24 protein-coding genes are annotated in these 23,451 nt (G+C 45.6%); 14 read left to right on the forward strand and 10 right to left on the reverse strand.

All coding sequences use genetic code 11. The annotated features are described in order from the left end of the window. Positions 1–39 precede the first annotated feature (39 nt). Complete coding sequence (locus AAX04_RS03125) at positions 40–1,074, reverse strand: hypothetical protein (RefSeq protein ID WP_066793842.1); 1,035 nt, start codon at positions 1,072–1,074, stop codon at positions 40–42. A gap of 112 nt (positions 1,075–1,186) precedes the next feature. Here AAX04_RS03125 and AAX04_RS03130 point away from each other — a divergent pair, with 112 nt between their 5' ends. From AAX04_RS03130 to rnhB, 8 genes are all read left to right on the forward strand, one after another. Further along, positions 1,187–1,570 (forward strand): hypothetical protein, encoded by a 384-nt coding sequence (locus AAX04_RS03130; RefSeq protein ID WP_066793846.1) that lies wholly within the window; start codon positions 1,187–1,189, stop codon positions 1,568–1,570. A 98-nt stretch (positions 1,571–1,668) separates the two neighbouring features. Next, positions 1,669–4,821: a hypothetical protein gene (locus tag AAX04_RS03135; RefSeq protein WP_156519670.1), complete on the forward strand. Its 3,153-nt coding sequence runs from the start codon at positions 1,669–1,671 to the stop codon at positions 4,819–4,821. A gap of 365 nt (positions 4,822–5,186) precedes the next feature. Further along, entirely contained in the window at positions 5,187–5,738 is a 552-nt protein-coding gene (locus tag AAX04_RS03140; protein WP_084761166.1) for a molybdenum cofactor biosynthesis protein B, read from the forward strand. A 56-nt stretch (positions 5,739–5,794) separates the two neighbouring features. Continuing rightward, positions 5,795–6,295, forward strand: a complete 501-nt coding sequence (locus tag AAX04_RS03145) for a hypothetical protein (RefSeq protein ID WP_066793852.1) — start codon at positions 5,795–5,797, stop codon at positions 6,293–6,295. 62 nt (positions 6,296–6,357) lie between these two features. Next, a complete protein-coding gene (locus AAX04_RS03150; protein ID WP_066793856.1) occupies positions 6,358–7,563 on the forward strand; it encodes a hypothetical protein in 1,206 nt (401 codons plus the stop codon). 46 nt (positions 7,564–7,609) lie between these two features. Continuing rightward, positions 7,610–8,269 (forward strand): bifunctional precorrin-2 dehydrogenase/sirohydrochlorin ferrochelatase, encoded by a 660-nt coding sequence (locus tag AAX04_RS03155; RefSeq protein ID WP_066793859.1) that lies wholly within the window; start codon positions 7,610–7,612, stop codon positions 8,267–8,269. Then, positions 8,259–9,479, forward strand: a complete 1,221-nt coding sequence (gene hemA / locus AAX04_RS03160) for a glutamyl-tRNA reductase (RefSeq protein WP_066793862.1) — start codon at positions 8,259–8,261, stop codon at positions 9,477–9,479. The genes AAX04_RS03155 and hemA overlap by 11 nt, the downstream gene beginning before the upstream one ends. Next, positions 9,457–10,086 (forward strand): ribonuclease HII, encoded by a 630-nt coding sequence (gene rnhB, locus AAX04_RS03165; RefSeq protein ID WP_066793866.1) that lies wholly within the window; start codon positions 9,457–9,459, stop codon positions 10,084–10,086. Before hemA ends, rnhB begins: the two co-directional genes overlap by 23 nt. Positions 10,087–10,089: 3 nt before the next feature. Here rnhB and AAX04_RS03170 read toward each other — a convergent pair whose 3' ends face one another. The 3 genes from AAX04_RS03170 to AAX04_RS03180 all read right to left on the reverse strand — a co-directional run bounded on the left by AAX04_RS03170 (position 10,090) and on the right by AAX04_RS03180 (position 12,664). Further along, a complete protein-coding gene (locus AAX04_RS03170) occupies positions 10,090–10,929 on the reverse strand; it encodes a metallophosphoesterase (RefSeq protein ID WP_066793868.1) in 840 nt (279 codons plus the stop codon). Between the two features lie 32 nt (positions 10,930–10,961). After that, the gene (psmA, locus tag AAX04_RS03175) at positions 10,962–11,708 is read right to left on the reverse strand and encodes an archaeal proteasome endopeptidase complex subunit alpha (RefSeq protein ID WP_066793872.1); all 747 of its coding nucleotides are present in this window, start codon (positions 11,706–11,708) and stop codon (positions 10,962–10,964) included. A 215-nt stretch (positions 11,709–11,923) separates the two neighbouring features. Further along, positions 11,924–12,664 carry a hypothetical protein gene (locus AAX04_RS03180; protein WP_066793874.1) on the reverse strand — a complete coding sequence of 247 codons (741 nt, stop codon included), beginning with the start codon at positions 12,662–12,664 and terminating at the stop codon, positions 11,924–11,926. A gap of 77 nt (positions 12,665–12,741) precedes the next feature. On the opposite strand from AAX04_RS03180, the gene AAX04_RS03185 reads away from it, so the two are divergent. After that, positions 12,742–13,800, forward strand: a complete 1,059-nt coding sequence (locus AAX04_RS03185) for an aldo/keto reductase (RefSeq protein ID WP_066793876.1) — start codon at positions 12,742–12,744, stop codon at positions 13,798–13,800. 217 nt (positions 13,801–14,017) lie between these two features. Here AAX04_RS03185 and tuf read toward each other — a convergent pair whose 3' ends face one another. Together tuf and AAX04_RS03195 are read right to left on the reverse strand one after the other, a co-directional pair. Then, the gene (tuf, locus tag AAX04_RS03190) at positions 14,018–15,355 is read right to left on the reverse strand and encodes a translation elongation factor EF-1 subunit alpha (RefSeq protein ID WP_066793884.1); all 1,338 of its coding nucleotides are present in this window, start codon (positions 15,353–15,355) and stop codon (positions 14,018–14,020) included. Between the two features lie 240 nt (positions 15,356–15,595). Beyond that, positions 15,596–16,651 (reverse strand): glycosyltransferase, encoded by a 1,056-nt coding sequence (locus AAX04_RS03195; RefSeq protein WP_066793887.1) that lies wholly within the window; start codon positions 16,649–16,651, stop codon positions 15,596–15,598. A 605-nt stretch (positions 16,652–17,256) separates the two neighbouring features. Here AAX04_RS03195 and AAX04_RS03200 point away from each other — a divergent pair. From AAX04_RS03200 to AAX04_RS03210, 3 genes are read left to right on the forward strand one after another with little or no spacing between them, the layout of a single operon-like run. Then, complete coding sequence (locus AAX04_RS03200) at positions 17,257–17,802, forward strand: endonuclease (protein WP_162270105.1); 546 nt, start codon at positions 17,257–17,259, stop codon at positions 17,800–17,802. Then, positions 17,780–18,073: a hypothetical protein gene (locus tag AAX04_RS03205; protein WP_066793897.1), complete on the forward strand. Its 294-nt coding sequence runs from the start codon at positions 17,780–17,782 to the stop codon at positions 18,071–18,073. The genes AAX04_RS03200 and AAX04_RS03205 overlap by 23 nt, the downstream gene beginning before the upstream one ends. Positions 18,074–18,115: 42 nt before the next feature. Beyond that, complete coding sequence (locus AAX04_RS03210) at positions 18,116–18,508, forward strand: 30S ribosomal protein S8 (RefSeq protein WP_066793901.1); 393 nt, start codon at positions 18,116–18,118, stop codon at positions 18,506–18,508. On the opposite strand, the gene AAX04_RS12275 is transcribed toward AAX04_RS03210, so the two are convergent. Together AAX04_RS12275 and AAX04_RS03220 are read right to left on the reverse strand one after the other, a co-directional pair. Further along, a complete protein-coding gene (locus AAX04_RS12275) occupies positions 18,505–18,795 on the reverse strand; it encodes a hypothetical protein (RefSeq protein WP_202904416.1) in 291 nt (96 codons plus the stop codon). The genes AAX04_RS03210 and AAX04_RS12275 overlap by 4 nt on opposite strands. Positions 18,796–18,801: 6 nt before the next feature. Next, the gene (locus AAX04_RS03220; RefSeq protein ID WP_238377783.1) at positions 18,802–19,977 is read right to left on the reverse strand and encodes a DUF1512 domain-containing protein; all 1,176 of its coding nucleotides are present in this window, start codon (positions 19,975–19,977) and stop codon (positions 18,802–18,804) included. Positions 19,978–20,355: 378 nt separating this feature from the next. On the opposite strand from AAX04_RS03220, the gene AAX04_RS03225 reads away from it, so the two are divergent. Both AAX04_RS03225 and AAX04_RS03230 read left to right on the forward strand, forming a co-directional pair. Beyond that, a complete protein-coding gene (locus AAX04_RS03225; protein WP_066793908.1) occupies positions 20,356–21,000 on the forward strand; it encodes a metal-dependent transcriptional regulator in 645 nt (214 codons plus the stop codon). Positions 21,001–21,035: 35 nt separating this feature from the next. Continuing rightward, positions 21,036–21,482 (forward strand): hypothetical protein, encoded by a 447-nt coding sequence (locus AAX04_RS03230; protein WP_066793911.1) that lies wholly within the window; start codon positions 21,036–21,038, stop codon positions 21,480–21,482. Positions 21,483–21,566: 84 nt separating this feature from the next. Here AAX04_RS03230 and AAX04_RS03235 read toward each other — a convergent pair whose 3' ends face one another. After that, positions 21,567–22,487, reverse strand: coding sequence for a 50S ribosomal protein L10 (locus AAX04_RS03235; protein WP_066793914.1), 921 nt, complete (start codon positions 22,485–22,487; stop codon positions 21,567–21,569). Between the two features lie 62 nt (positions 22,488–22,549). After that, entirely contained in the window at positions 22,550–23,239 is a 690-nt protein-coding gene (locus AAX04_RS03240) for a 30S ribosomal protein S3ae (protein WP_066793917.1), read from the reverse strand. Positions 23,240–23,451: the final 212 nt, after the last annotated feature.

Here is a 23,451-nt window from a genome sequence, read left to right on the forward strand (position 1 = left end):
ATGGTTGTTAAAATAGGTTGCGCGCCTAACACTAATTAACTACGTTAGGCTGTACTCATTGTTTAATTCATCCCACTCCCTAAGTATCAGGTCAACCAAGCCCCTACCCACACCCCCGAGCATTGCAGATAATTCATCAAGTGACCTTGGATCATTGTTTAACGAGAGTATGCTTAACCTATAGATGTACTCATACATTAATGGCCCCAATGTCTTGATTAAATCAACCCCATGCCTCATTAGTACGCTGTCATTGTTCATCATTGAGTTTAACGAAGTGTAGATTATTGACTCATCGTCCAGTGAATCATTACTGTAGATGTATATCCTGGTTAACTCGGCTAAAACAGCCTTGTAGTAACTGGACCTTGAGGATAGGTTATTGAGTATGCGGCTTAGCACCAGTTTCAGCAATTCCGGGTTCTTCACAATTAGCCTCTTCATTACGTTGAACATTAGGCGCAGTGGGTAGTCGACCCCGTACGCATTGATTAGGTGGGTTAGGAAGATTATGGCCATGGCGTCGCTTTTACTTGTCATTTTAAGGTAATCAACCAGCGCATCGGGCAGTATTGAGATGTACTGCATTAGTGAATCCACTATACTCTTCCTAAGCATGCCCGGCGCCTTACTGTACAGGTAATGCTTAACCATGTCCCTGGTTATCTTAACGGTATGCTTTAGGGAGTATATCATCTTACTGTACGGCAATTCCCTGCTACCGGTCACTCTACTATACCACTTAACCATCTCAGAGTCATGGGTACGCTCATAATCCTTAATAGCACTGGTTAACCTTAAGGCTAACTTAACCACGTAACCAGGGTTGATAACGGATATTAAGGATACGTACCTCAAATTATTAATCACATCATCAACGTACCCCCTACCCCCATTATCAAGGAGCTTACTGGCTAGGATAACCTTGAAATCCCTATCATTAACCAGTGAAGCCAATGATACGGCATACTTAACGTAGTGGTTAGCCAGTAAACTTGAACCTATATAGAGGTCTAGGAATAATGAGGGGGCGTACATGTATAGGGTCTTTTCTGAATCACCACCTTTAACCATGGATACTTAACACGCGTATGCTTATAACATTTATTTAATATAGGGCGCCATGCCTAAAACCATTGCCCTACATAGTATAAAGTTAACCATAATGTAGTAGTACTTCTTATTCATGATAACGGTGGTTTATGACATAGTTAGTGAAATCGAGAATGAAATCGTGGTGCCGATAATCAGTGAGGCATTTAGGGTCTTAAGTATAATTGGGGGTCTAGCCCTATGGCTAATGGTTATTAGCGTCGTTATTAAGGCCATTGAGAGTAAGCTGGGGCCAACCGGGTGGGCTAGGGCTGCTGCCCTGTGGGACCTATTCAGCAACTTCAAGTGGTTCATAGTCACGTTAATCGGCCTATACGTTACTGTGTATTCCATTGCATTAATCGCTAACTACGTGAGCGGCTCAAGCATAGTTAACCCAGCGTCCTTCGCCAGTGAGCTACTGTACAGGATATTCTTCGGCCCATTTATTGAACTTTGGAGGAATGCATTAACATGATTACTGCACCATTAATTGCACTATTTACTGAAGCATTCGTTATTATTCTTTATAAAATTAGAAGACTTAACTACCATTTCTTAATAAATGATTTAATAATGTTTGTAAGTCTTTCAGCGGTATCTCTAGTAATCTACAGCCTATTTATCAGAGTTAACCCAACCCACATACTTAACGCTGAGTCATCCTGGTATAGGCTTACCGAGTTAATATTAACTTTGGTTGTAATTAAGAGTGTAGTATTAACTGCACTTAACATAATGGGCCTATTCATTAATAACATTAATATTTACGATATTGTAAGTTACATAGGCCTTAACGTTGTTTTCGGGAGATTCATAGACTTGGCATCACAGATACTGTACGTTACCTTATCCTATGCACAACTCATGTACATGATATACCACATGGTTTACGTGGTGCAGTACATAGCTAGCGCATGTGCACCAGCATTAACGTTACTCATACCATTAGTCATGGTTAGGAACATTAGGCCATTGGTAGTTCCAATAGTTGCAGTAATCTTATCCCTCATGCTGGTGATAGTCTACGTTGGACAGCCTAATAATGCTGGTATTCTAAACTTAATCAATACTGTCAATAAATCCCTCAATATAATCCCCAATTACAGCTACATTCACATATACCTAATTAACTCCCCCTACGTAATGGCTACTGGTTACGTATGTGGTATGGGCTTCATATCATATGGTGATTCAATAATCATTGGCGGCGACCTAAACTGTACCACCGTGATATTAAACTCCACCTACGTTGACTGGGTTAATGTACCTTCAACTGTAACCATTACCACTAAACATGTTCAAGGTTGGGTGATCACATCGGTGAATATTAACCCTAAGGTGCAGATGCTGTTAAGTAACGGCTACGTGACGGCAATCTGGCGTTGGGTTAATGAACCCTCCAGTTGGTCTTACACTGCTAGCAATGACACTGAGGTGATACACTTTAAGCAGAGCCTAAATGGAGTATCGTTAATGGTGCTTTGGGCCTATGCAGCCTCGGTAAGGGTTAACCTAAGTAACCCCAATTGCACGGTTAACGTGTTAAGGCTGGGTAATGATACTGTGATTAACAGTGGGTTAGTAGCCATGTTTAATGAGTTTGAGGGCTACGCTCTTAGGTACTTTAACGCATCTATTGTGGGTGGCATTATTCAGCTGGGTAATGGGGCATGGTTCAAGCCCATAGACCCTAACCCACCTAGAGACTTAACGCAGTACGTAGTAAACGTAACGTGCAGGGGTAATGGGGTGATTAATGGTGATGTTACTATCACCGGTTCTAGATTAAGCACGTGGGGTAGTGAAGGTAGGTTAATAGCATACACCAGTTACCTGTACACATACTTCAGGGAGATGAATGAAAGCCTTAGAGGTAGTGACTTAGTTAGTTGGCTACTGGCAATACCCGAATCACTAACATGGCTCATGTATCCACTATCACTGGTTGGTCTAGTAACTGCACTGCTCATAGTAACCAGTGAGTCAATGCCCATTAACACACCCATATCGAGACTAATTGATAACCTAAGGAACTTAATATTCATTGTCAGCAATGAGAGGTCTGGGTTACTGGCGCATTTGATTAGGCTTAAGCGCGGTGGAGACACTGTTAACTTAAGGAGCGCGATTGATGAGCGTACCAATAGGTCAACCATCAGCCGCACAATACATAGACTAGCGTCTATCTACAGTAGGCCTGGGTACCTAAGGCACCTAAGTAACCACGGCCTACTGGGAACATTCATCAAGTCGAGGGGTAACCCATACGTGATGAGACTACTAGGCGAGGTAACAGGCGTAAGACGTGGTATCAGCACCTCAACTAGGGTTAAGTTAAGGCACCTGCTAGCTAAGCCACTTGGGCCACTGGAGACGGCTGAGAGGATGCTGCTTGGTGGTAGGTGGAGTTACTGGATTGAGTCAAGGGAATTCCTGGTGAAGAGGCTACTTAGGAATGAGTCCATTATTTTTGAACTATATGAGAGAGGGATGTTAAGTAACCGTGATGCCCAGAGGAGGCTTAGGTATTGGTTCTTCAGAAGCATCATGGAGTACAGGGATAGGTTAAGACTACTTGACGTTAGGCGTAATGCACAGTTGGCATTAGCTTACCTAACTCACAGTCACTCAAGAGGCCTATTACCAAGCCTAGTCAACACCATGGATGGTGTGAACAGGGCCACAGGCCTTAATAGGAATGGTGAATCCACTACCTTAGCGGCGTTGCTCTCAGCCATGAACCTTAACACAGGGGCCTTGGTAACCCTGGTTAAGGCTGGGTTAGTGAGGGTTGATAAGGGTAGGTTGATGGATTTAATGGACATGTACAGGAGATTATCATCACCCTGGGTTATTAACTATGTTAATGGGTTAATGGAGTCCATTAGGGGCCTACGTGAAGGCTTATCACGGGACAGCCTTAACATGGTAATGAGCATCATGCGGGAGTTAGAGACTAAGCGTAATACGCTGGTCGCAAAAGCCATCAGGATGAGGGAAAACGTGGGGATGGTTCATCATTGGGATGGGTTCATACTGAAAAGAAGCCCCGTAGCTAGCATTAGGAACCCGACATTAGCTAAATACCTACTTAGGGATTCAACTAACATTAGAAATGTTCTAAACGGCTACATAAAGAGGTTAATGGCACAGGGATATGGTGGTAGTAGTTTAACGCGGATTATGGTCGAGTATTCAATTGGAAGAGGTCCAATTGACCTAATGCTCATGTCAGCTAACCTGGGTCTCCATCCAATGACCCTCATTAAGGAAATTCTAGTTACCCTAGACCCACATTCAGCCCATGAGGCAATTAACGGCGTTTTAAGGAGGGGCATTCTTGATGATGAGTTGAGAAGGGAGTTGACCATGGCCATTAACCTAAGGCCAGGCTCGAAACCATATACTAGGCTCTATGCCCGTTACCTGGCCAGGATGGGTAAGTTCACCATGGGTATTGAGAGCCCGGCGGATAGGGCATGGTTAGGGGGATTAATCAACCAGCTTGACTACGCCATATCAGTATTCATGGCGTCATACATTAGGAGGAACCTGGGTAACATTAGGCTCAGCGCCGTGGTTAGGGTTAGTAGGATGAAGGCTATTAACGATATAGCTAGGTTAAGCATTAGTGAAAACAGCGCCTACTCAGTAATACTAAGCACAATTAGGATTAGGAGGAGTTTAAGGTACTCTAGGGCTAAGTATTTAAATAAGGCTGGTTAGTGGCTATGAATAGTGATGAGCAACGGATAAGGCCTAGTGGTGGGCCTTACAACGCTGAGGACCTATTTGATGACGGTCCATAGCGCTGACGTCGAGTCAACCCTCGCCATTTATGGCGGGGTTACCTCACTATGTGGGTCTCATGCGATGGGTTTATTAATCTCTGCTTTACTGCTGGGGTGTTTAATAACCCCGCAATAGGCGGGGTAACCATCGAGACCCCCAAGGTGAAACCCCCGTCTCTCTGAGGTGGGGAGGGGGTCATGTCGAGTCAAGCCTCACCCTCTAGGGTTAAGCCTTAGATAATGGCCACTGAGGCTGGATTAATGAATTACTTTTAAAAAGGTTATGAAACCTGGTTTAACGTGAGTTCAGGCAGTGTTAAGGTTAAGTCACCTCACGAGGAGCATGAGAGGTTGGGGCCAAGTAAAGTCAACTTCTTCATAGTTACGGTTAGTACGTCTAGGTATGAGCACCTTAGGGCCGGTGAACAGTATACCGATGACTCAGGTGACTTAGCGGTAAGCATCATAACCAGCAAGGGGCATGCGGTGGTTGGGAGGATGCTGGTTAATGATGATGAAGGGATGATTAGGCATACCGTGGATTCGCTAACCCATAGGGTTGACGTTGATGTGGTGGTTCTGATAGGGGGTACTGGTTTAGCTAAGGGTGACGTAACCATTGAGTCCGTTAAGCCCCTCTTCACCAAGGAGATTGAGGGCTTCGGTGAACTTTTCAGGTTCATAAGCTACCAGAGGATAGGCCCAGCCGCAATGTTAAGCAGGGCAACAGCGGGTACGGTTAATGGCAAACTGGTGATTTGCCTACCTGGTTCACCTGATGCTGTTGAGACCGGGTTGAACCTGATCCTCAACCAGGTTCCGCACATACTTCACATAGCCCGTACTGGGTAGGTTATTTGGTATGGAGAGAAGTGTTTAAACGACTAGGTGACGTTATTTAGGTTAACATGCCTAGGTTATCCACTAAGGTTAAGAGGATTATGAGGTTAATGGGTCTTGTTGCCATAGTTACGGCCGGCGTGTTACTTTACCTATCCCACCTATACCTCTCATCATCAACTAGCCATAATGCAACGACGCTATGCCTTGAGTCAATCGGCAACTTAACTAAGGCCCCACAGTTAAACTACGGTGCCATCATTAACTTGGCTAAGGAATACGTTAGGCTATATCACGTTTCAATGAGGGTTAAGGTGTATGCACTGAACGGGACGCTACTGTTCTCATATGGCTCATACGTACCACCGGTGATTAACACTGGCCAATCAACACCAAGCATAATTAGGAGCGGGCAAGTGACCATTGTGAGTTACGGTGTTTGCCAATACTACGGTGAAGACTTCATAATTGAGGTTCAGGTTGGGGTAATGCCTGAAGCCATTTATTCCTTCATAATTGGCCTAGTCCTGCTGCTACTTGGCCTAGCGTTAATAGCACTTGGAGGGTAGTTAACCACACCTCAGCATTGCCAGGGAAAGGTTTAATTGCATAGGGCATACGCTCCGACTGCATGCTCACGTTAGCGTTAACAGTGTTAACCCTGGGACTATTGAAGGCCCCCGTGGTCTACCTCTACAATGGGGGTGGTTACCTACTTGCAATTACCGTAAACTTCACGTCAATTAGCCAGTACTCGCAGGTATTCATAGTTAACAGCACTGGGTGGTTTAACGTGAGCATACTGCCTAATGGTGGCCGTGGTGTCCTCATAACAAACACCTACCAATACGGCGACTGGGTTTACCTAACTGGGTTTACCCCAAGTAGCCCACTTCTGATTGGCCTTAGGCTAGTTAATGCAGGGATGGTGGATGTAGTTAACCTAACCCGTTACCTACCCGTTAACCTTCAACCCTACGCATTGGCTGTGGTTAACGATACGATTTACGTGTTTGGGGTTGTTAATGGATATGCCTCAGCCTTTTTGGTAAACCCAAGAAGTGGGGTATTCATTAACCTAACTGGGTTGTTTAAGGGCGAGTGGGCTTCATCAACACCAGTATCAGCCACGGTAACACCCAACGGTACACTACTGCTGCTGGCCCTATCAAGTGACTTAACGCCACTCCTAGGTTCACTCTCACCCAGCGGCTTGAGGACGATAACAATGCCCCAGGTTAAGGGATTGCCCCTTGGCCTATACCAGTTTAATGACCAGGTACTAATACCTGTGATGATGATCAGGCAGTCTCAGTCATCATTACCATCACTGTACTTCTCAGGCATTACAAATGGTTATGTGTTAGGCAGCATACTGCTTTACTACGTTAACGGCAACGTGGTTAACTACACCAGTTGCATCAACCCCAACACTGCGATATTCGACGTCTACTGGGTTAACTCAACAGCGGCAATACTGGGGGGAGGCATCATTAATGGTGCCGTATGGGAGCCGTACGTGACGATATTTAACGTTAAGGACTGTGAATCACTACCAATACCAATGAGTATTAATGGCGTCGTGTTCGCTGTGGCTGGCGATTGGGTTGGCGGTGGATTAAACGTGGTTTACAACATTACCACGTTATCCGGTTCACCGTTTATAGCTAAAATAAACTACACAATGAGCATTAATAATCTAGCCCATGGCGCAATTCCCACAATTTATTTTAGCCCTGTAAAAGAGGAGGCGACGACCACACGTGAAGCTTTAATGATACTGACGTTAATGGTGGGGTTAATTATATTAACACTACTCATGTTAAGGATTAAATAAGGTTTAAATATGGTAGGTTTTTTAAATCTCATAGTTAACGTTCCCTGTGGCAAGGGTGCCATTGTACATTGAGTTTAGTGATAAGAGCGTGTTAATCATAGGCGGTGGGTATGTTGGCACTAAGAGGGCTCTCAAGTTCTCGGAGGCTGGTGCCCACGTTATAGTTATAGCTCTTAAACCATCAACGGAGCTTATTAGGGCTAGTTCAATGGGTAACGTTGACCTGGTGGTTGCCGACGCAAACACGTTTAACTACGATAGGGTTATGGGTAGGGTTAACCTACTGGTCTACGCTATACCAACCAACAGTGAGCTTAAACATAAGTTAAGGTTGTTAGCCTCCGAGAGGCGCATATTGTTTAATGATACGACTAACGCTAACGAAACTGAGGTTGTGGTTCCCTTTGAGGGTGAGGTTAATGGCATAAGGTTTGCTGTAACGTCAGAGGGTAAGAGCGGGGTTGCTGCATCAATGGTTAGGGATTACATACAGGTCACATTATCTAAGAGTGACCTTCACCCAATAGTTAATGCCTGGTATGAAGCTAAGCAATTAATAAAGAAATTGGTTGATGATCCTCATGTGAGGATGAGGATATACTTCATGCTTAAGGATGATGAGCATTTCCTTGAAATTGCGAGGAGTGGCGATATTAATAGGGTGGTTAGGTACGTTAATGAGGTGATTAAGAACCATGGATATTGATGATTATCTAGGTAAAATAAAGGCGTTAGCGCTGACGCATAGGAAGGCTACGACAATTACCCTATCCGAAACCTACCTGAATAGTGATGAGGCATACGGCAGGTTAATGAGGAATTATGAGGAGGTCTTCATACTTCAAACATGTAATAGGGTTGAGGTTTACTTCTATGGGGATGACTACAATGCCGCTGAGGAGGTTTATAGGGCTAAGGGTACGGTTAAGTACGTCGATAGGTTGAGTGGGATTGATGCAGTGCGCCACATATTCAGAGTGGCGGCTGGGCTTGAATCAGCAGCCATCGGTGAATCTGAGGTTCTGGGGCAGGTTGAGGAGGCTTTCAACGATGCCAGGAGGAGGGGAGCATTGGGTGGTTTACTAGGGTACACCATCGAGAGGGCTATAAGGGTTGGGAAGGAGGTTAGGAGTAAATACCCTGAAATATCCATTGGCTTAGCTAGCATTAGCTCACTGGCCGCTGAATACATCCATAGGGTTAAGGGTCGTGACGCGGCGGTGGCTATAGTTGGCGCCGGCTCCATGGGCTCAGATATAGCTAGGAGACTCGCAGAGAAGGGCTTCAGGAACGTGACAATAGTGAATAGGACTATTGATAAGGCTAAACTGGTGGCGGCTAGGTATGGCTTCAGGTACGCACCCCTAGACTCCTTAATCAACATTATTAAGAACAGCGACGTTGTTGTCTTTGCAACATCAGCAATTGAACCCCTACTTAAGAGGAGGGACCTTGAGGTAGTTAACGCTGTGCCAGTCATAATTGACCTTGGTGTGCCGAGGAACGTTGACCCGGAGATCCCAGGGGTTGTGTCTATAGATGAGTTGAAGACCCTTGAGTCGGAAGTAATTGAGAGAAAGGTGAGGGCGCTTCGCGAGGCTAATGAGATCGTTGAAATTAGGCTAACTGAGTTTAAGAAGCTACTGGCCAAGAGGATAATAGAGAACATGATTAGTGAATTAATGAGCTGGAGCTTCAGCGTTGGGGAGTCTGAGGTTAGGAGGGCTATCAACGCCAGGTTAATAAAGGATGACAGCGATGGCGCGTTACTGGCCGTTAAGTCCACTGTTAAAAGGGTGACCTTACCGCTGGTAATGTACCTTAAGGAGCTTGCTGAGGAGGGCAGGTTCAACGAGGCATTAACCATAATAAGCGAGCTTAAGGCTAGGCTTAATGGCAGCAGTAAGCGAACTTGAGGGCGGTATTGACGAGGCTGGGCGTGGGCCAGTAATAGGACCCATGGTTATAGCCATTGTGGCTTGGAGCAATAAGGAGACTAAGGAACTGGGCGTGAGGGACTCTAAGCAATTAACCCCAAGTGGGAGGAGCAGGCTCTATGAGCTAATAGTTAATAGAGCTCCCTGCGTTAAATACGTAATTGTTGAGCCTGGTGAGATAGACAACTACGTTAATAGGGGGTTACTTAACCAACTTGAGGCAATTAAGATGAGGGAGTTAATCATTAACTGTAGGGGTGTTAAGAGAGTCTACATCGACTCACCTGACCCAGACCCAGCCAGGTTTAGGGGAATGATTAACGTTAACGATGTTGACGTTGTGGTTCTTAACCACGCAGATGAATCAATACCAGTGGTGTCGGCAGCAAGCATAGTGGCTAAGGTAATTAGGGATTCAATAATCAGTAGGCTTAAGGAAACCTACGGTGAGTTCGGTAGTGGTTACCCAAGCGACCCAAGGACCATTGAGGCGTTGAGGAAGTGGGTTATTAGTGGCAGCATTCCACCAATAGTTAGGAGGAGTTGGAGGACTGTGAGGAGGATGCTGAATTCAAGGCTATTCTAATGCTCACTGGGTGAGCTTAATGTCCGTAACCATATTCCTGGACTTAACATCAATGATCCTTAATGTGCCATCTGAGAAAACTACAACCTTAGGCTTAGCCCCATAGTAGGGGCCTGAGGATGACGTGAATAGCGATAGCACTCTACCATTATGGAACCTCCAGTAGCCATCAGTGATGTAACTATGGCCCCTAATTATCAAGGCAATGTCGTTACCCTCGATGAACCTCATGGTTACGTCTGGGCCGAATAGGTATGCACCAGGGCCCCTTGGGCTATCCACGAAGCCGGTTACCTCATCACTTGGGTCATTCCAAAGTATCTGAAACGCCACTGGGTCGCTTGGCTCATCATCATGCCTACTTAACTTGCGTATATCATCAACCCTCTCAAGGCCCTTAGCTAACCCACCATGTAACAGCAGCACCTTATCATTAAGCAAGGCGGCGTAGGGCAGTGACGGAAATAGATCATGAATTACGGTGCTCAGTAGGCTTTGGCCAAGCAGCGGCAGTGCCTCATCCATGAATCCGTAAACCTCATTCATTACGTATGACTCGTGGTTACCCCTCAGTGGTATCATAACCCCCTGAAGAAATAGCTTCAGGACTTTTTCAAGGGTTTCAACCTGGTACTCACCCCTATCCACGTAGTCACCTAGACCTATGTAGCGCCAGTTACCTGGCGGGTAGTCGTTAATTATCTTTTCCAGTGACTCAACGTCACCATGTAGGTCACCTATTATCACAACCCTGTTTGAGTTAACACTCACTAGGTTATCCAACTCACCTAACTTTTCAATCGCCCTATCAACAAGCCCTTTAAAATAATCCCTGTTGATCATCGCTCATTTGCCTTGTTATGTATTTTTAATGATTACGCGCCTGGTTTCTGGGGGAGCCCCTCACTCTTAGCCTCCTCGATGTACTTCCTTAACTCATCGACGCTCAGTTTCCTGAACATCCTAGTTTTAACATCAATCACACCTATCTCGAATCTATCAGTATCTAGGCTCTCTGCCACAAGGCTGAGGGACTTAATGGCCAGCTTAATGCATAAGTTAAGGTCCATCTCGTACTTGTAGTTCTTCTCAAGGTACTCGAGTATGATGGATGACCCACTCCCTAATGCCGTAGCGTAGTAGCCGAAGTATATTCCACTTGGGTCCGTTTGATAAAGCCTTGGCCCACTCTTATCAACACCCCCTATTATCAACGCTATTCCAAAGGGCCTAACACCACCATGCTGTGTGTAGGCTTGCTCAAGATCACTAATCCTCTTCGTAATGTACTCAACATTAGCCTGCTCATCGTAGAGTAGCCTGTATATCTGGGCCTGCTCCCTGGCGTAGTCAATAAGTATCCTAGCATCTGATAGCAAGCCAGCTGAGGCGGCACCAATGTGAGTGTCTATCATGTAAACCTTCTCTATTGAGTTCAAATCTATCAGTGGGCCAAGCTTCCTCTTCTCGGCGGCCAACACGACGCCCTCGGAGCATTTCAACCCAACGGTAGCCCAACCCCTCTTAACAGCCTCACCAGCGTACCTAACCTGGTATAGTTCACCCTCAGGGCTAAATATCGTTATGGCCCGGTCATATCCAGCCATTTGTGGACTAAACATACTGAGACCGTAGACACCCAAGAGTTTTTAACCTTTAACTAATAGTTCCCAGAAACCACCTAATGCAGGTATGTTGAGTCTCCACATCGCATTCATGACTCGGTTTTAAACCATTAAAGGCTATGTAACCCCCGATTCAAAGTCTAAACTACAAAATTTCAATCGGCTTAGAGCCTTACACAGCGAAGATCCACACCACTGAGGACCGTTTAACGCTAGGTTTTGCCTCTTACCGCTAAATACCTAATAAGTACTAGTAATACAACTGTCGATAAAATTAGTGTTATTACTGATAAAATTACAGATATGTTAAGTAAACTCTCTGGTATATAATGGAGGTTACTTACATTGGTTGTAACCGTGATTACTGATGTTAACATTATGTATGTTGTTAAGTAGACTGTACTATTCACAATCCTGGTTACTGTTGCCGTTGAGGTTAAGGTGACGAACCTAGTTAACGTTGTCGTGTTGACAATACTGGTTACCAGTGGTGACGAGGAGTTAACCGTGTATGTGTACGACCTTACGGTTAACTTAGGTTCAACAGTTATATTCACCATCCTCCTATCGACAAGAATCCAAGTGCCATTAAGCCAGTAATACAGGTCAACGTTAAGTAGGTTATAACCAACATGTACAAGCGTTACCGTGAACACGAATTTAAGTATCCCGGGGGCTGTATTTATGGGTAGGCTGGCTAGCGTAAGTGTGCCATTATTCAACGCAACCATTATAGTCGACATGCATGAGCTTGGGGTTGTTATTAGGCATGGTGGTGCATATTCAACAAGGACCGTTATGTTGGCTGGTTGATTAACCTCAACTGGGTTTGTGTAACTAACGTTAATTATCTTGACGTAATTCTCATAGTTACCCTGGGCCATTGCTAACATGGCAACTAGCAACACCGCAGCCACAGTAATTATGGCGACCTTAACCGCTGGCTTAGCCATAATTCCCAGCCTTAACTGCAGTGTTATTATTCCTTTCTATGGGGGAAGAATTAAAAAGCTGTAAATGAGGATTACGCATGGAGTACGTTAGGTTCGGTAACAGTGGACTTAAGGTGTCTAAACTATGTCTAGGTCTTTGGCACCTACCACCGTTAAAGGAGAGGGACATTTACGGTGTGTACAAGGTTGATGAGGAGGAGTCCATTAGGATAATTAAGAAGGCCATTGACCTTGGGGTGAATTTCATAGACACCGCAAACATCTACCATGGTACGATGCAGGGCCCTGACTATATTCATGCCGGTAAGGCTGAGGAGGTGCTTGGTAAGGCTATTAGGGGTTATGACAGGGAGTCCTTGGTAATATCAACCAAGGTCAGGGGTAGGATGGCGCCTTGGCCAAATGGCGAGGGGTTATCCAGGAAGCACATTAGGTGGCAGATTAGGGAATCATTGAGAAGGCTAGGGACCGATTACGTCGACATATACTTAATGCATAGGCCAGACCCATCAACACCAATTGAGGAAACCCTAGATGCGTTAAAGGACCTGGTTACCCAGGGCCTGGTTCACTACGTGGGTGAGAGCTACTTCCACCCAGACGACATACAGTACATTTACGAGTACTCAAGAAGCATCCATCTACCATTCATAGCCATGCAGGAACCCTACAACCTGATTGAACGCGACATTGAGAAGGATAAAATTCCCCTAGCTAAGAAATACGGCTTAGGTATAATGGCCTACATACCGCTGGCCCAAGGTGTGTTAACGGGTAAGTACCTTAACGGCATCCCGGAAATGTCGAGGGCAAGTTACGTGGATGAGATACGCTGGAGGTATTTAACACCGGAAACCCTGAAGGCCATGAGGGAGTTTCACGAGTTAGCTAAGGAGCTTGGGGTAACTGATGCGCAACTAGCTCTTGCATGGATACTTAGGAAGTCCGAGGAACTTGGGGTAACGATAATACCGATAATTGGTGTTACTAGTGTTGCCCAGCTTGAGGATAACTTGGGCAGTTTAGACGTTAAGTTGAGTGGTGACGTGATGAGTAGGCTTGAGGAGATATCAAGGATGGCTAAGGTTAACTGGGAGGTTAGGTACGATAGGGTAATTAAACTAAACTCACCCTAAATTCCAGCAATTTAAAAATTCATGACCAATGGTACAAGGTCATGCCGGGTTCAACTCATCACAAATTCAGAAGCACCCCTTCTCACTAATCACCCTAGGTAATTCAAGGTTAGGGGAGTTTTTATTAATTATCCCTATAGGTATAATGAATTTAATATCTTAAAAATCGATGACGTTCGAAATTTAAAACTGTTGGGGATTTTTATTTGAGAGATCATTATCTCTTTATCTCAACCTTAGCGGGCCTAACCTCAATTATCTGCCCAGCTGCTATAGTCCTACCCATATCCCTAAGCGAGAACCTACCTAAGGCTGGTAGGTCCGAGAACTTCTCGACTACAACAGGCTTAAGTGGCTTAAGCCTCACCATGGCTACGTCACCCCTCTTTATGAACTGCGGCTTCTGCTCCACGGTTTGTCCAGTGGCTGGGTCAAGCCTTGAGATTAACTCGATTATCTGAGCTGGTACAGTGGCCGTGTGGACGTGCATCACTGGCGTATATCCAACGCCTATGGTGGTTGGGTGCTCCAGTACTGCTATCCTGGCCACTATCTCCTCAGCCACCGTGGGTGGGCTGTTCAAGTTGCCAAGTACATCACCCCTCTTCACGTCCTGCTTCTCCACACCCCTAATGTTAACACCAACGTTATCACCTGCCTTAGCCTGCTCAAGCTTCATGTGATGGGTCTCTATACTCCTTACATCACCAACCTTAGCTGGTGGTAGTATGACTATGGGGTCACCAACCTTAAGGACCCCTGACTCCACCCTACCGGTAACCACGGTACCAGCGCCCGTTATTGAGAACACGTCCTGTATAGGTAGCCTTAGTGGCTTATCCACCAACCTGGGCGGTGGCTCAATTGCGTCAAGGGCCTCGAGTAGCGTTGGCCCATTGTACCAAGGTGTATTACTACTCTTGGTCTTGATATTATCGCCTCTAATAGCGCTAACGGGTATGAAAGGTATCTTGCTTACATCGTACCTAAGTATCTTAAGTATCTTGGTTAACTCACCCTTAATCTGCTCATACCTCTTCTGGTCATAGTTTACAACATCCATCTTGTTAACCGCAACTATCAAGTTCCTGATACCGAGGGTCCATGCCAGGAACAGGTGCTCCCTGGTCTGGCCCTGTGGACCTACCCCAGCCTCAAACTCACCTGGCCTGGCTGAAACCACCAGTAATGCTGCATCAGCCTGACTGGCACCGACAATCATGTTCTTGACGAAGTCCCTGTGCCCAGGTAGGTCTATTATTGTGTAGAAGTACTTAGGTGTTTCGAAACCCACATGCATGGCCTCAATAGTGACACCCCTCTCCCTCTCCTCCTTCAACCTATCCATGATCCAGGCGTACTTGAAGTCCTCCTTACCCAGCTTCTTAGCCTCAGCCTCAATCTCGGCAAACGCCTTCTCATCAACATACCCAGCCTCTAAAAGTAGCCTACCGGTTAACGTGGATTTACCGTGGTCAACATGCCCTATTATAGCTAGGTTCAGGTGGATCTTCTTCAATGCACTCTCACCAGGGTTCTTTATTATGCTCATCAATAATAGCCATTGACTTGCTCTTTAAAAATTTAACTGAATAAGCCAATGCCGCAGCACCTTAACCGCATCCTCACCCCTTCCCACGAACTACCTCAAACGTAATGATAAGCGGTCTCGCCAATAAACCCTTTAATCATTAATTCCCCATGGACATGAAGAGGCAGGGTTACTTAACAACCCAAAAGTACCTGAACTTCAACTTCCCAATGCATGTTAACTTGCCCTCAGCATTGTGAATAATCACGTGGGCTTAAGACCTAGGGCTACGTTAACATACCTAATGAGCCTCATCTTAAATGCATTGTAAGTGAACTGCAGCGAATGCCTCCTGGCCCTAATGCTGTATCTGCGGTATAAGTCATCGTTGGTCAGTAGCTTAACCATGGCGTCGACAGCCTCGGCATGGTTGAGGTAACCGAAGCCGTACCTGCCGTACTCAACTATGTCACTCCATGCCCCACCAGACCTATGAACCACGGGTACTGCCCCAGCCGCCTGAGCCTCAGCCACCACAAGCCCGAAGTGTTCGTTGACAGCTGCATGCAGTAGTACCTTAGCCCTACATAGGTAATCCCACTTAACACCCTCGCTTGCATCAAGCACCAACTCAACGTGCCTGGCCCTCTCCCTAACCTGCCTAAGGTACGCCTCATTGTAGGGAAGGCCAATTACGTAGTAGGCTGCCTTAGGGTACCTGCTATACGCAGCCTCCATCATATCGACGATGTCGGTGGTCCTCTTGTCAGGCGCTATCCTACCCACGGAAACCACAACATCCTCCTTGACCCTTGAACCACAGTCACGGGGCATCACAGGAGGGTATAGGACGCCGCTCAACCTAGGCCTATAGGGTAGTTGACTCAGGGTCCACCTGGAGTTAGCCAGCAGTATGCGTGGCCCCAGTATTGGCAGCATAATTCTATTAAGCTCTATGAAGAGCCTCCTCCTAAGCCTATAGGGCGGCATGTAGGTGCCTGGGTTGTTTAAGTAACCTATGTCGAAAGGCCACAGTAGGACGTGGTAAACAGTGTTTATGGTTAAATCGTAGCCTAGGCTTGCCAGACCTGTTACCACGTTCCTAGTTAATCCACGAATTGGTAAATTAGGGTCATACTCAAACACACTCACTATCCTCCGAGCCGGGATATCAGCCAACCTGCTGTCCAACTTCCCATCGAAAAGCAGCACCAAGTCCACTGTGAAGCCATTCTCATTAAGCGCCTTGGCCATGGCATAGGTGACCAATTCCTGGCCACCCCACCTACTCAACGTATCGTAGGCAATGGCAACCTTCATCAAAGTAAACCAAGCCCTACCCCTATATATGCCCGAGGGTACAAAGGCAACTCCACCCTAACATTACTCCTCAGCGGCCAGGGATGAACCTGGCTGCATGCCTTTACCCTAAAAGGATCCACTGAACCGTCTCTCCGGAAGTGGCAGAGGCTTGTTGACTCCACCGTCTGCTTCTTGAGCCCACTCACCGTAGCGGCTAAGGTTCCCAGCTATTACGGGTCTTGAGAGCCTAGGGTAACCAATGAGGGCGTTAGGGTTAGACTTTAAGATTTAATTAGGATTTAGGCACTAAATGAAAATAAACACACAAGTAACCAAGAAAACCGAAATAGCCCTCCTCCACACGCTCATTGAGTATTGGCTGCCATTCCCCATTAAGCCAACTACTAAATGTGTGGACTGTTGTCTACGGGGATTCGTTAACTAGGGCTAAAATCACTAGTTGATTAATGAGATCTGATCCCCCTCCCTGCCCTAAAGGGTGAGGTTTATTGATCTTATTGCATTAATATTCAGGATGCGCCACGTGATGATGAGTATTCAGCGGAAGAATTTATAAATAATCACTAGCCTAGAGCCCTGTAGTTAAGTTGAATATGAGGAGTATGAAGATACTTAGAGTTAAGGATGCTGGGGGTTTTTACGCCGTTGAGGATGAGGCATCAAGGCTACTGTTAAGCGATAAGAGGTTTATTAATCCCGACGAAATAGACCCCATTGAGCTAGCCTACTTAATATATATGGGTGACTTCAAGGTCTACATTAACGGTAAACCAGTCTCAATAATAGATGTCTTGCGTTCAGGTGACCTCGAGAAATTCATGGTTTATCTGGACTTAAGGAATAGGGGTCTTTACGTTAAGCCTGTTAGGGATGGTAAAGTAGACATGCTTGTCTGGGATAAGAAAAAGAATGCACTATCATCCAACCCGCAGTACGTGGTTAAAATACTTGATGAAGGTAGGGGCATTAGGACCACTGAGCTTCTTGAGTTGACCGACTACGCCGAGAAGAATAGGATGAAGCTTGTCTTAGCTCTGTTAAGCTCTGAGGGGACCTTAACGTACTATAGGGCGTTCACGATAGAGCCGGGTCAAAGAGATGCCGGGTGGCTTAAGGTGAGGGGTGATGGTGAGTCTAAGGGATCTTGAGCATCTGGTTGAGACTTCTAGAAGCAGGAGGATTAAGATCATTGTGAGGTTTAGGGACACTAAGTACCTAATCACCATAGATGGCGAAATCAAGGCAACCGACATTAACGGCACTAAAGTTCCGTGGAGTAGGGCATTCCAGCAACCACCCCACGTAGTATTAAGCACATATAAGATCGATAAGATCGATGTAATGTGCGGTGACGACCTGGTTGCAACATACAGCAGCTTCAATGACCTGGTTAAATCCGTGGGTAAGCATGGTTGCTGATTAAACGGAAACACTTATATAGAGGTTGGGCGTCGCCGGCTTATGGTCATGCTTGATGTATTGTCAAACGCGTTAATCAGCATAAAGAACGTGGAGGCTAAGGGTGGTAAGCAGGTTGTGATTTGGCCATCATCTAAGCTGGTGGGTAACGTGCTTAGGGTTATGCAGAGGTACGGCTACATCGGTGAGTTCGAGTACGTGTACGATGGAAGGGGTGGTAAGTATATTGTTCAGCTGCTGGGTAGGATAAATGATATAGGTCCGATAAAGCCAAGGTTTCACGTTAAGGTTAGTGAACTGCAGAAGTGGGAGGAGAAGTACCTACCGGCCAGGCAGATAGGTATACTGATACTGTCCACGTCTAGGGGTGTTATGTCACACTTGGAGGCTAGGGAAAGTAGAACTGGTGGGGTTTTATTGGCCTACGTATACTAAGCATTAGCCTGCTCCTTACCAATGCCTATTATAACTAGGCTTGACCCATCATTTGGGCACTTCTCATCATCAACCTTACCCACGTAGTCCCCCACCTTAAACTCCCTAACCTTAACATAACCACAGGTGGGGCACCTTAAAGTGACGTACTCGCTTATCCTCCTAACACCACTCACCGCCAAGACGTTCCTTAAATCCCTTGAAACTGCGTAAAACAGCACAGCCACTGTTAATACAGTTACTATAACTGGTATTAACGTTGTGTATAGGTCTACACTAATGAGCATTGGTTATCACTGGGCAACGCCTATGGTGTTACCGACGCCAACTATAACCACTTCATCACCCGGCTCCGTATAGGTCTCCACCACCTTACCCAGTCTCTCAACAACCTTATTAACGGCCTCATCTATCGTCTTAGACATTGCGTTAAGTGCCTCAGGCATACTCATCTTCACTAAGATGGCGTATATTGGGGTGCCGTACTTGGTCGCCACAGACTCTATGTTGAACTTCTCGACCCCGATACCACCCATTGCAACCCCAAGCCCCTCGGCTATTGAGCCGCTCTCCTCACCCTCTAGCTTCAGTGCGGCATCTATGGTTATCATTAACCTTGGCCTCGCATTAATACCCTCATAAATGTACTTTATCGCGTCGTCCAAGTGACCCACGGTCCCACCTGGACCCTCCGCCTTAACTAGGTATATCTTCCTGTCCTTAAACATGCATGAGGCTAGGTAGGTATCCTTAACTGAGTTGCTTATGACATTTAAGTCGCTGCACAGGTTCTTAAACCTAAACACTGTTAATGGGCCCGCTGAGTCACCTATGGGTTGACCCTTGAGGAACACTGGGACTGAACCATTTAATGCATCGATCTCCTCCTTAAGCAGTGGTAGTATTGCCGCTAGCTGAATTAGTAGGTAGTAGCTCTTGTACTTCATGGCTAACCTGTAGTAGTGGTCAATGACTTTATATATGAAGTTTAACTCCCTCAACACATCTATGACGTTTGTGAAGTTCTGCACCATGGGCCTATTGTTGCCTAGGGATGGCATAAGCCTAATAACATCCCTCTCAAGCCTATCATTATACGAACTAACAAGCATCTTATACTTCCTAACCAACCCTTCAGGCTCAATACTCGTGGGCTCTATTATAACCATCTCCATTAAATCCCTTATTCTACCCTCAATCAAATGCTTGTCTTCACTAACCTTATTCGCTATGAAGTCCATTACCTGGGATATGTTGTTATTCATGAAAAACCTTAGCCTATTCAGGAAGCTACTCACCTGGGACTGGTACCTCCATAGTTGGAACATCTCGTAGAACCATGGGAATACCCCGAACCAAAGTATTAGAAGTATGATGTTGTACAGTAGGTATTGCTGAGCATTCTGACTACCTAGTGGGGTTGCCTGAAACACCTGAGCCATACCCAGTATCACTGAGCCATTTACCACAACTCAGTAGGTGCATGGTGGGGGTAATTAAACGTTTCACTAAATACGAGTATTTACAAACTACTACAGTGTTTTAAAGTATGCCACCGATACTTTAAATCATCAGTATTGAGATAAAGTGTACGAATCCAAGCGAAGACCTACGTTACCATGATATACCGGTAACAAGGTTTAAATACTTTAAGGCTGAGAAACAAGGACCTTAACCATAATCCTACTTACCAGGACCAAGTGACTTGGTTAAAGGTGTACATGCACACTTAATACTAACTGAACCTAGGCCTTGAATTAAGTTTCCCATACCTAAAAACTTAGTTGTTATTAGGGAACCGTCACCAGACATTATTTTTATATAGGGATAAAAGATTAGGGAATTTGATGGAGACTGTTAAGGAGAGCAGGAGTACTAAAGTTGCCAAGGAGGATTACTTAATGGTAATTAAGATACTTAACGATTTCTACGGTGAGGCGTCACTAACATTAATAGCCAATGAACTTGGCGTCACCCCTGCAACTGCGCATAAGGTAATTGAGCATTTAAGTAATGAGGGGTATGTGGTTAAGTTAAGTAGGGGTATCTACACCCTAACGGATAGTGGTAACGGGTTAGCTGAGAGAATGCTGGGTAAGCATAGGATACTTGAAGTATTCTTAGGCATACTTGGGTTTAATCAACTTGAAACCCACGTGTACGCCCATGAACTAGAGCACGTTAACGATCTAGTGATAGATAAAATATACAACATGCTTGGTAGGCCAAGGGTATGCCCACACGGTAACCCAATTTACGGCAAACCTGAGGGGGTGAGGTTATCGAAGACATACCCAGGTAGAGTTATTATAACTGCAGTAGCCGAGTTGAAGAGTGTATTAAGCTTCCTAGCTAGTAATAAAATCAGCGTCAATGATACCCTAACTGTTATACGCAGAAGAAGGGGTGATGTTACAGTTGATTTTAATGGACGGCAAATAGTCATTGATGAGTCCATAGCATCAGGGATAGTTGTAATTGGGACAAGGTAGTTGCACACTTTTAAGCATAGGGGGTAAAAAACTTGATGCAGTGCGTTAGTGAAGTGGGGAATGCGATGGAAGAGGTCCTGAGGGTTATGTGCAGGGGAGGTAGCGTGAATGATGCTGTGGCCATGGCTGCACTTAAGGTTAAGAATGATGCATGCGCCAAGGAGGTTGATGATGCATTAAGGGGTATTACACTAGGTGAGACGGTTAAGTCAAATAACCCAGTGGTAAACAATTACCTACTTTACGTGAAATCAAGGGTTAGTGAGGCGCTTAAAAGGAGCCTTGCATCAATATTACCGGTTATTAATGGCGGCGATGTCGACCAAGCCCTAAACGAACTGGTGACCGGAATATGTACATCATCAATTGACGACTTGCCTTACATAGTGGACTTAGCTAGGTTAATAACACTGGCCAAGTATGATAAATCCGTCATTGACGATGTTGCTTGTAGAGTTAGGCTGCTAATTAATAGGACATAGGTACACGGCGCAATTGAAATGTAAAGGCGCATACACGCGCAGACGAGCCTTTACGGGCTTAAGGATTGTGTAGTATTTAGGTAATTAACTTGTTTTGCCTCCGCCTAATTCAGGTGCCTTACTGTACAGTACTGATGCTAATGCATCCGCCTGCGCCTGCGCCTTAGCCAGTATGAGACCTATTGCCTCGGCCACTGGTATGTTGGCGTTTACGGCTAGGTTGCGTGCCTCAAGCACAGCCCTAGTGATCAATATACTTATGGTTTCTGGGATCAGTAGAGTTGAATTGATGGCTAGGTTCAATGCCCATGATGCGGCTTGTTTAAACATACCCTCATATGCCTTGATGTCTATGGCTAACTCCTCACCCTTAACTAGGTACCTGCCGTTAATTAACGCCACCTTAATTCTGAGTGCCTCGTATATTGGCTTAACGTTGATTAGCCTTAGTAGGTCGGCTAATTCAGGGGTAACAGTATCGCCAGCCTTAGCCACCTGCGTATCCTTAGCCACCCATATCTTGCCCTCCCTAATCTGCGTCGGAATTTTAAGCTTGCTAAACCTACTTAATATTGGGCCTGGGTTAATGCCTGTATTACCAGCTGGGACTATTATCTCGGTTTGGAGGGCATCACCAGGCTTTGCGTACCTCCTAACCGAATTATCAATAATGACCTTGTAGAGGTCGAAGGGGTTCTCATTAGTGAAGATATAACCGTTTTCACCCGTTAAGTAACCCTTCTCAATATCAGGGTTGAGTGACTCGCCGTAGACCCTCCTCAACGCTATTAGGAACAGTTTGTTTCTAAAGATCTTAACAACCCCATGGCCCCTCAGCGCCCTCCTGTATTGCTGGAGTATTGATGCTGATAATCCCCTTAGATCGAATATCACTATTACCCTGTACTCCCTAATTAACCCCTCAAGCTCCTCCAGGGTCTTAACCTTCCAGTCAGGGTATGGCTTAGCCCTGGTGTACCGCTGCCCTGCAGTTGCGGTAGCCATCATTCGGCACTTGGGGGATTATTATTAAAACTTTACTGCCTGCTGCGTAATATGGATTCTCACTAGGCACCCCCAGTTTGGCCGCTGGTTAACTGCTGTGGAACCTCCTGCGTAACCTTAGTGGCCTCGGCCTGTGGCTTGGTCTCCATCCCTTTAGGCTGCTCAAGCACCTTTATCTTGATTATCTCAACCTTCCTAAGTGGGTATATTTTCTTAGCTATGTTGAAGAACTCAACTTGAAGCTTACCCATTATTGAGTCCCTAACTAGGGTGTTGAAGTCCATCTCTTGGCTAACCTTATCCAGCGTATCCATTATTGACCTCCTTATTAGGTGTTTGTGGGTTCTGGTGCACCTATACGTGGTTATTGCAAGTATCTCCATCCTTAACCTACCACCATCCCTAGTGGTCACATCCTTAATTATCATCACTTTACTTGAGCCTCTCCTAATGAGGTTCCTGATGTAATCCCTGGTCAGTTCCATCCCATTGAACTGTGTCAATGCCCTATCACCATCAATACTACTTACCTTGAACCTAAGCTTAATGTTAATGTGAGTTAAGTCCTTGGTCAAGTCATATAACGTTATCTCAACATTCCTATTAACAGCCTTGGATGGCTCATCAACAGGGATCTCGACAATGGCCTGACCCCCCAGGAAGGCTGGGGCGTGGACAATGAGCCATTTCTTAAATGCCCACCTACCTAGAGGTATCCTCTGTTGCGTAACTGCCTGCTGCGCTTGAGCCATCATCAAACCTACATTGCCTTAGTTTAAAAACTTTATTGCTCCTTCACAGGAAATGTAACCATAACCCACCCAGCATTGCCAAGAGACAAGGCAGATGCATGGCCCAAAACCTAAGAACTTCAGTAAGCCTCGGCGTATTCCATTAATTTTAACTGTTCCCTTAATTTAGGGGATGCTTAATGCTATTCCCGAATGGTAAACCGTTATGAAGC

Origin of the sequence: Caldivirga sp. MU80 (assembly GCF_001663375.1) — an archaeon.
Classification (GTDB): Archaea; Thermoproteota; Thermoprotei; order Thermoproteales; family Thermocladiaceae; genus Caldivirga.

Coding starts and splice junctions, on each gene's coding strand:
- AAX04_RS03180 (WP_066793874.1), bottom strand. CDS start 12,664: ATGGCTAAGCCAGCGGTTAAGGTCGCCATAATTACTGTGGCTGCGGTG.
- rnhB (WP_066793866.1), top strand. CDS start 9,457: ATGGCAGCAGTAAGCGAACTTGAGGGCGGTATTGACGAGGCTGGGCGT.
- AAX04_RS03145 (WP_066793852.1), top strand. CDS start 5,795: ATGCCTAGGTTATCCACTAAGGTTAAGAGGATTATGAGGTTAATGGGT.
- AAX04_RS03235 (WP_066793914.1), bottom strand. CDS start 22,487: ATGGCTACCGCAACTGCAGGGCAGCGGTACACCAGGGCTAAGCCATAC.
- AAX04_RS03135 (WP_156519670.1), top strand. CDS start 1,669: ATGTTTGTAAGTCTTTCAGCGGTATCTCTAGTAATCTACAGCCTATTT.
- AAX04_RS03195 (WP_066793887.1), bottom strand. CDS start 16,651: ATGAAGGTTGCCATTGCCTACGATACGTTGAGTAGGTGGGGTGGCCAG.
- AAX04_RS03130 (WP_066793846.1), top strand. CDS start 1,187: ATGATAACGGTGGTTTATGACATAGTTAGTGAAATCGAGAATGAAATC.
- AAX04_RS03200 (WP_162270105.1), top strand. CDS start 17,257: ATGAAGATACTTAGAGTTAAGGATGCTGGGGGTTTTTACGCCGTTGAG.
- AAX04_RS03125 (WP_066793842.1), bottom strand. CDS start 1,074: ATGGTTAAAGGTGGTGATTCAGAAAAGACCCTATACATGTACGCCCCC.
- AAX04_RS03185 (WP_066793876.1), top strand. CDS start 12,742: ATGGAGTACGTTAGGTTCGGTAACAGTGGACTTAAGGTGTCTAAACTA.
- AAX04_RS03205 (WP_066793897.1), top strand. CDS start 17,780: ATGGTGAGTCTAAGGGATCTTGAGCATCTGGTTGAGACTTCTAGAAGC.
- AAX04_RS03150 (WP_066793856.1), top strand. CDS start 6,358: ATGCTCACGTTAGCGTTAACAGTGTTAACCCTGGGACTATTGAAGGCC.
- AAX04_RS12275 (WP_202904416.1), bottom strand. CDS start 18,795: ATGCTCATTAGTGTAGACCTATACACAACGTTAATACCAGTTATAGTA.
- AAX04_RS03240 (WP_066793917.1), bottom strand. CDS start 23,239: ATGGCTCAAGCGCAGCAGGCAGTTACGCAACAGAGGATACCTCTAGGT.
- AAX04_RS03230 (WP_066793911.1), top strand. CDS start 21,036: ATGCAGTGCGTTAGTGAAGTGGGGAATGCGATGGAAGAGGTCCTGAGG.
- hemA (WP_066793862.1), top strand. CDS start 8,259: ATGGATATTGATGATTATCTAGGTAAAATAAAGGCGTTAGCGCTGACG.
- AAX04_RS03170 (WP_066793868.1), bottom strand. CDS start 10,929: ATGATCAACAGGGATTATTTTAAAGGGCTTGTTGATAGGGCGATTGAA.
- AAX04_RS03225 (WP_066793908.1), top strand. CDS start 20,356: ATGGAGACTGTTAAGGAGAGCAGGAGTACTAAAGTTGCCAAGGAGGAT.
- AAX04_RS03210 (WP_066793901.1), top strand. CDS start 18,116: ATGGTCATGCTTGATGTATTGTCAAACGCGTTAATCAGCATAAAGAAC.
- psmA (WP_066793872.1), bottom strand. CDS start 11,708: ATGTTTAGTCCACAAATGGCTGGATATGACCGGGCCATAACGATATTT.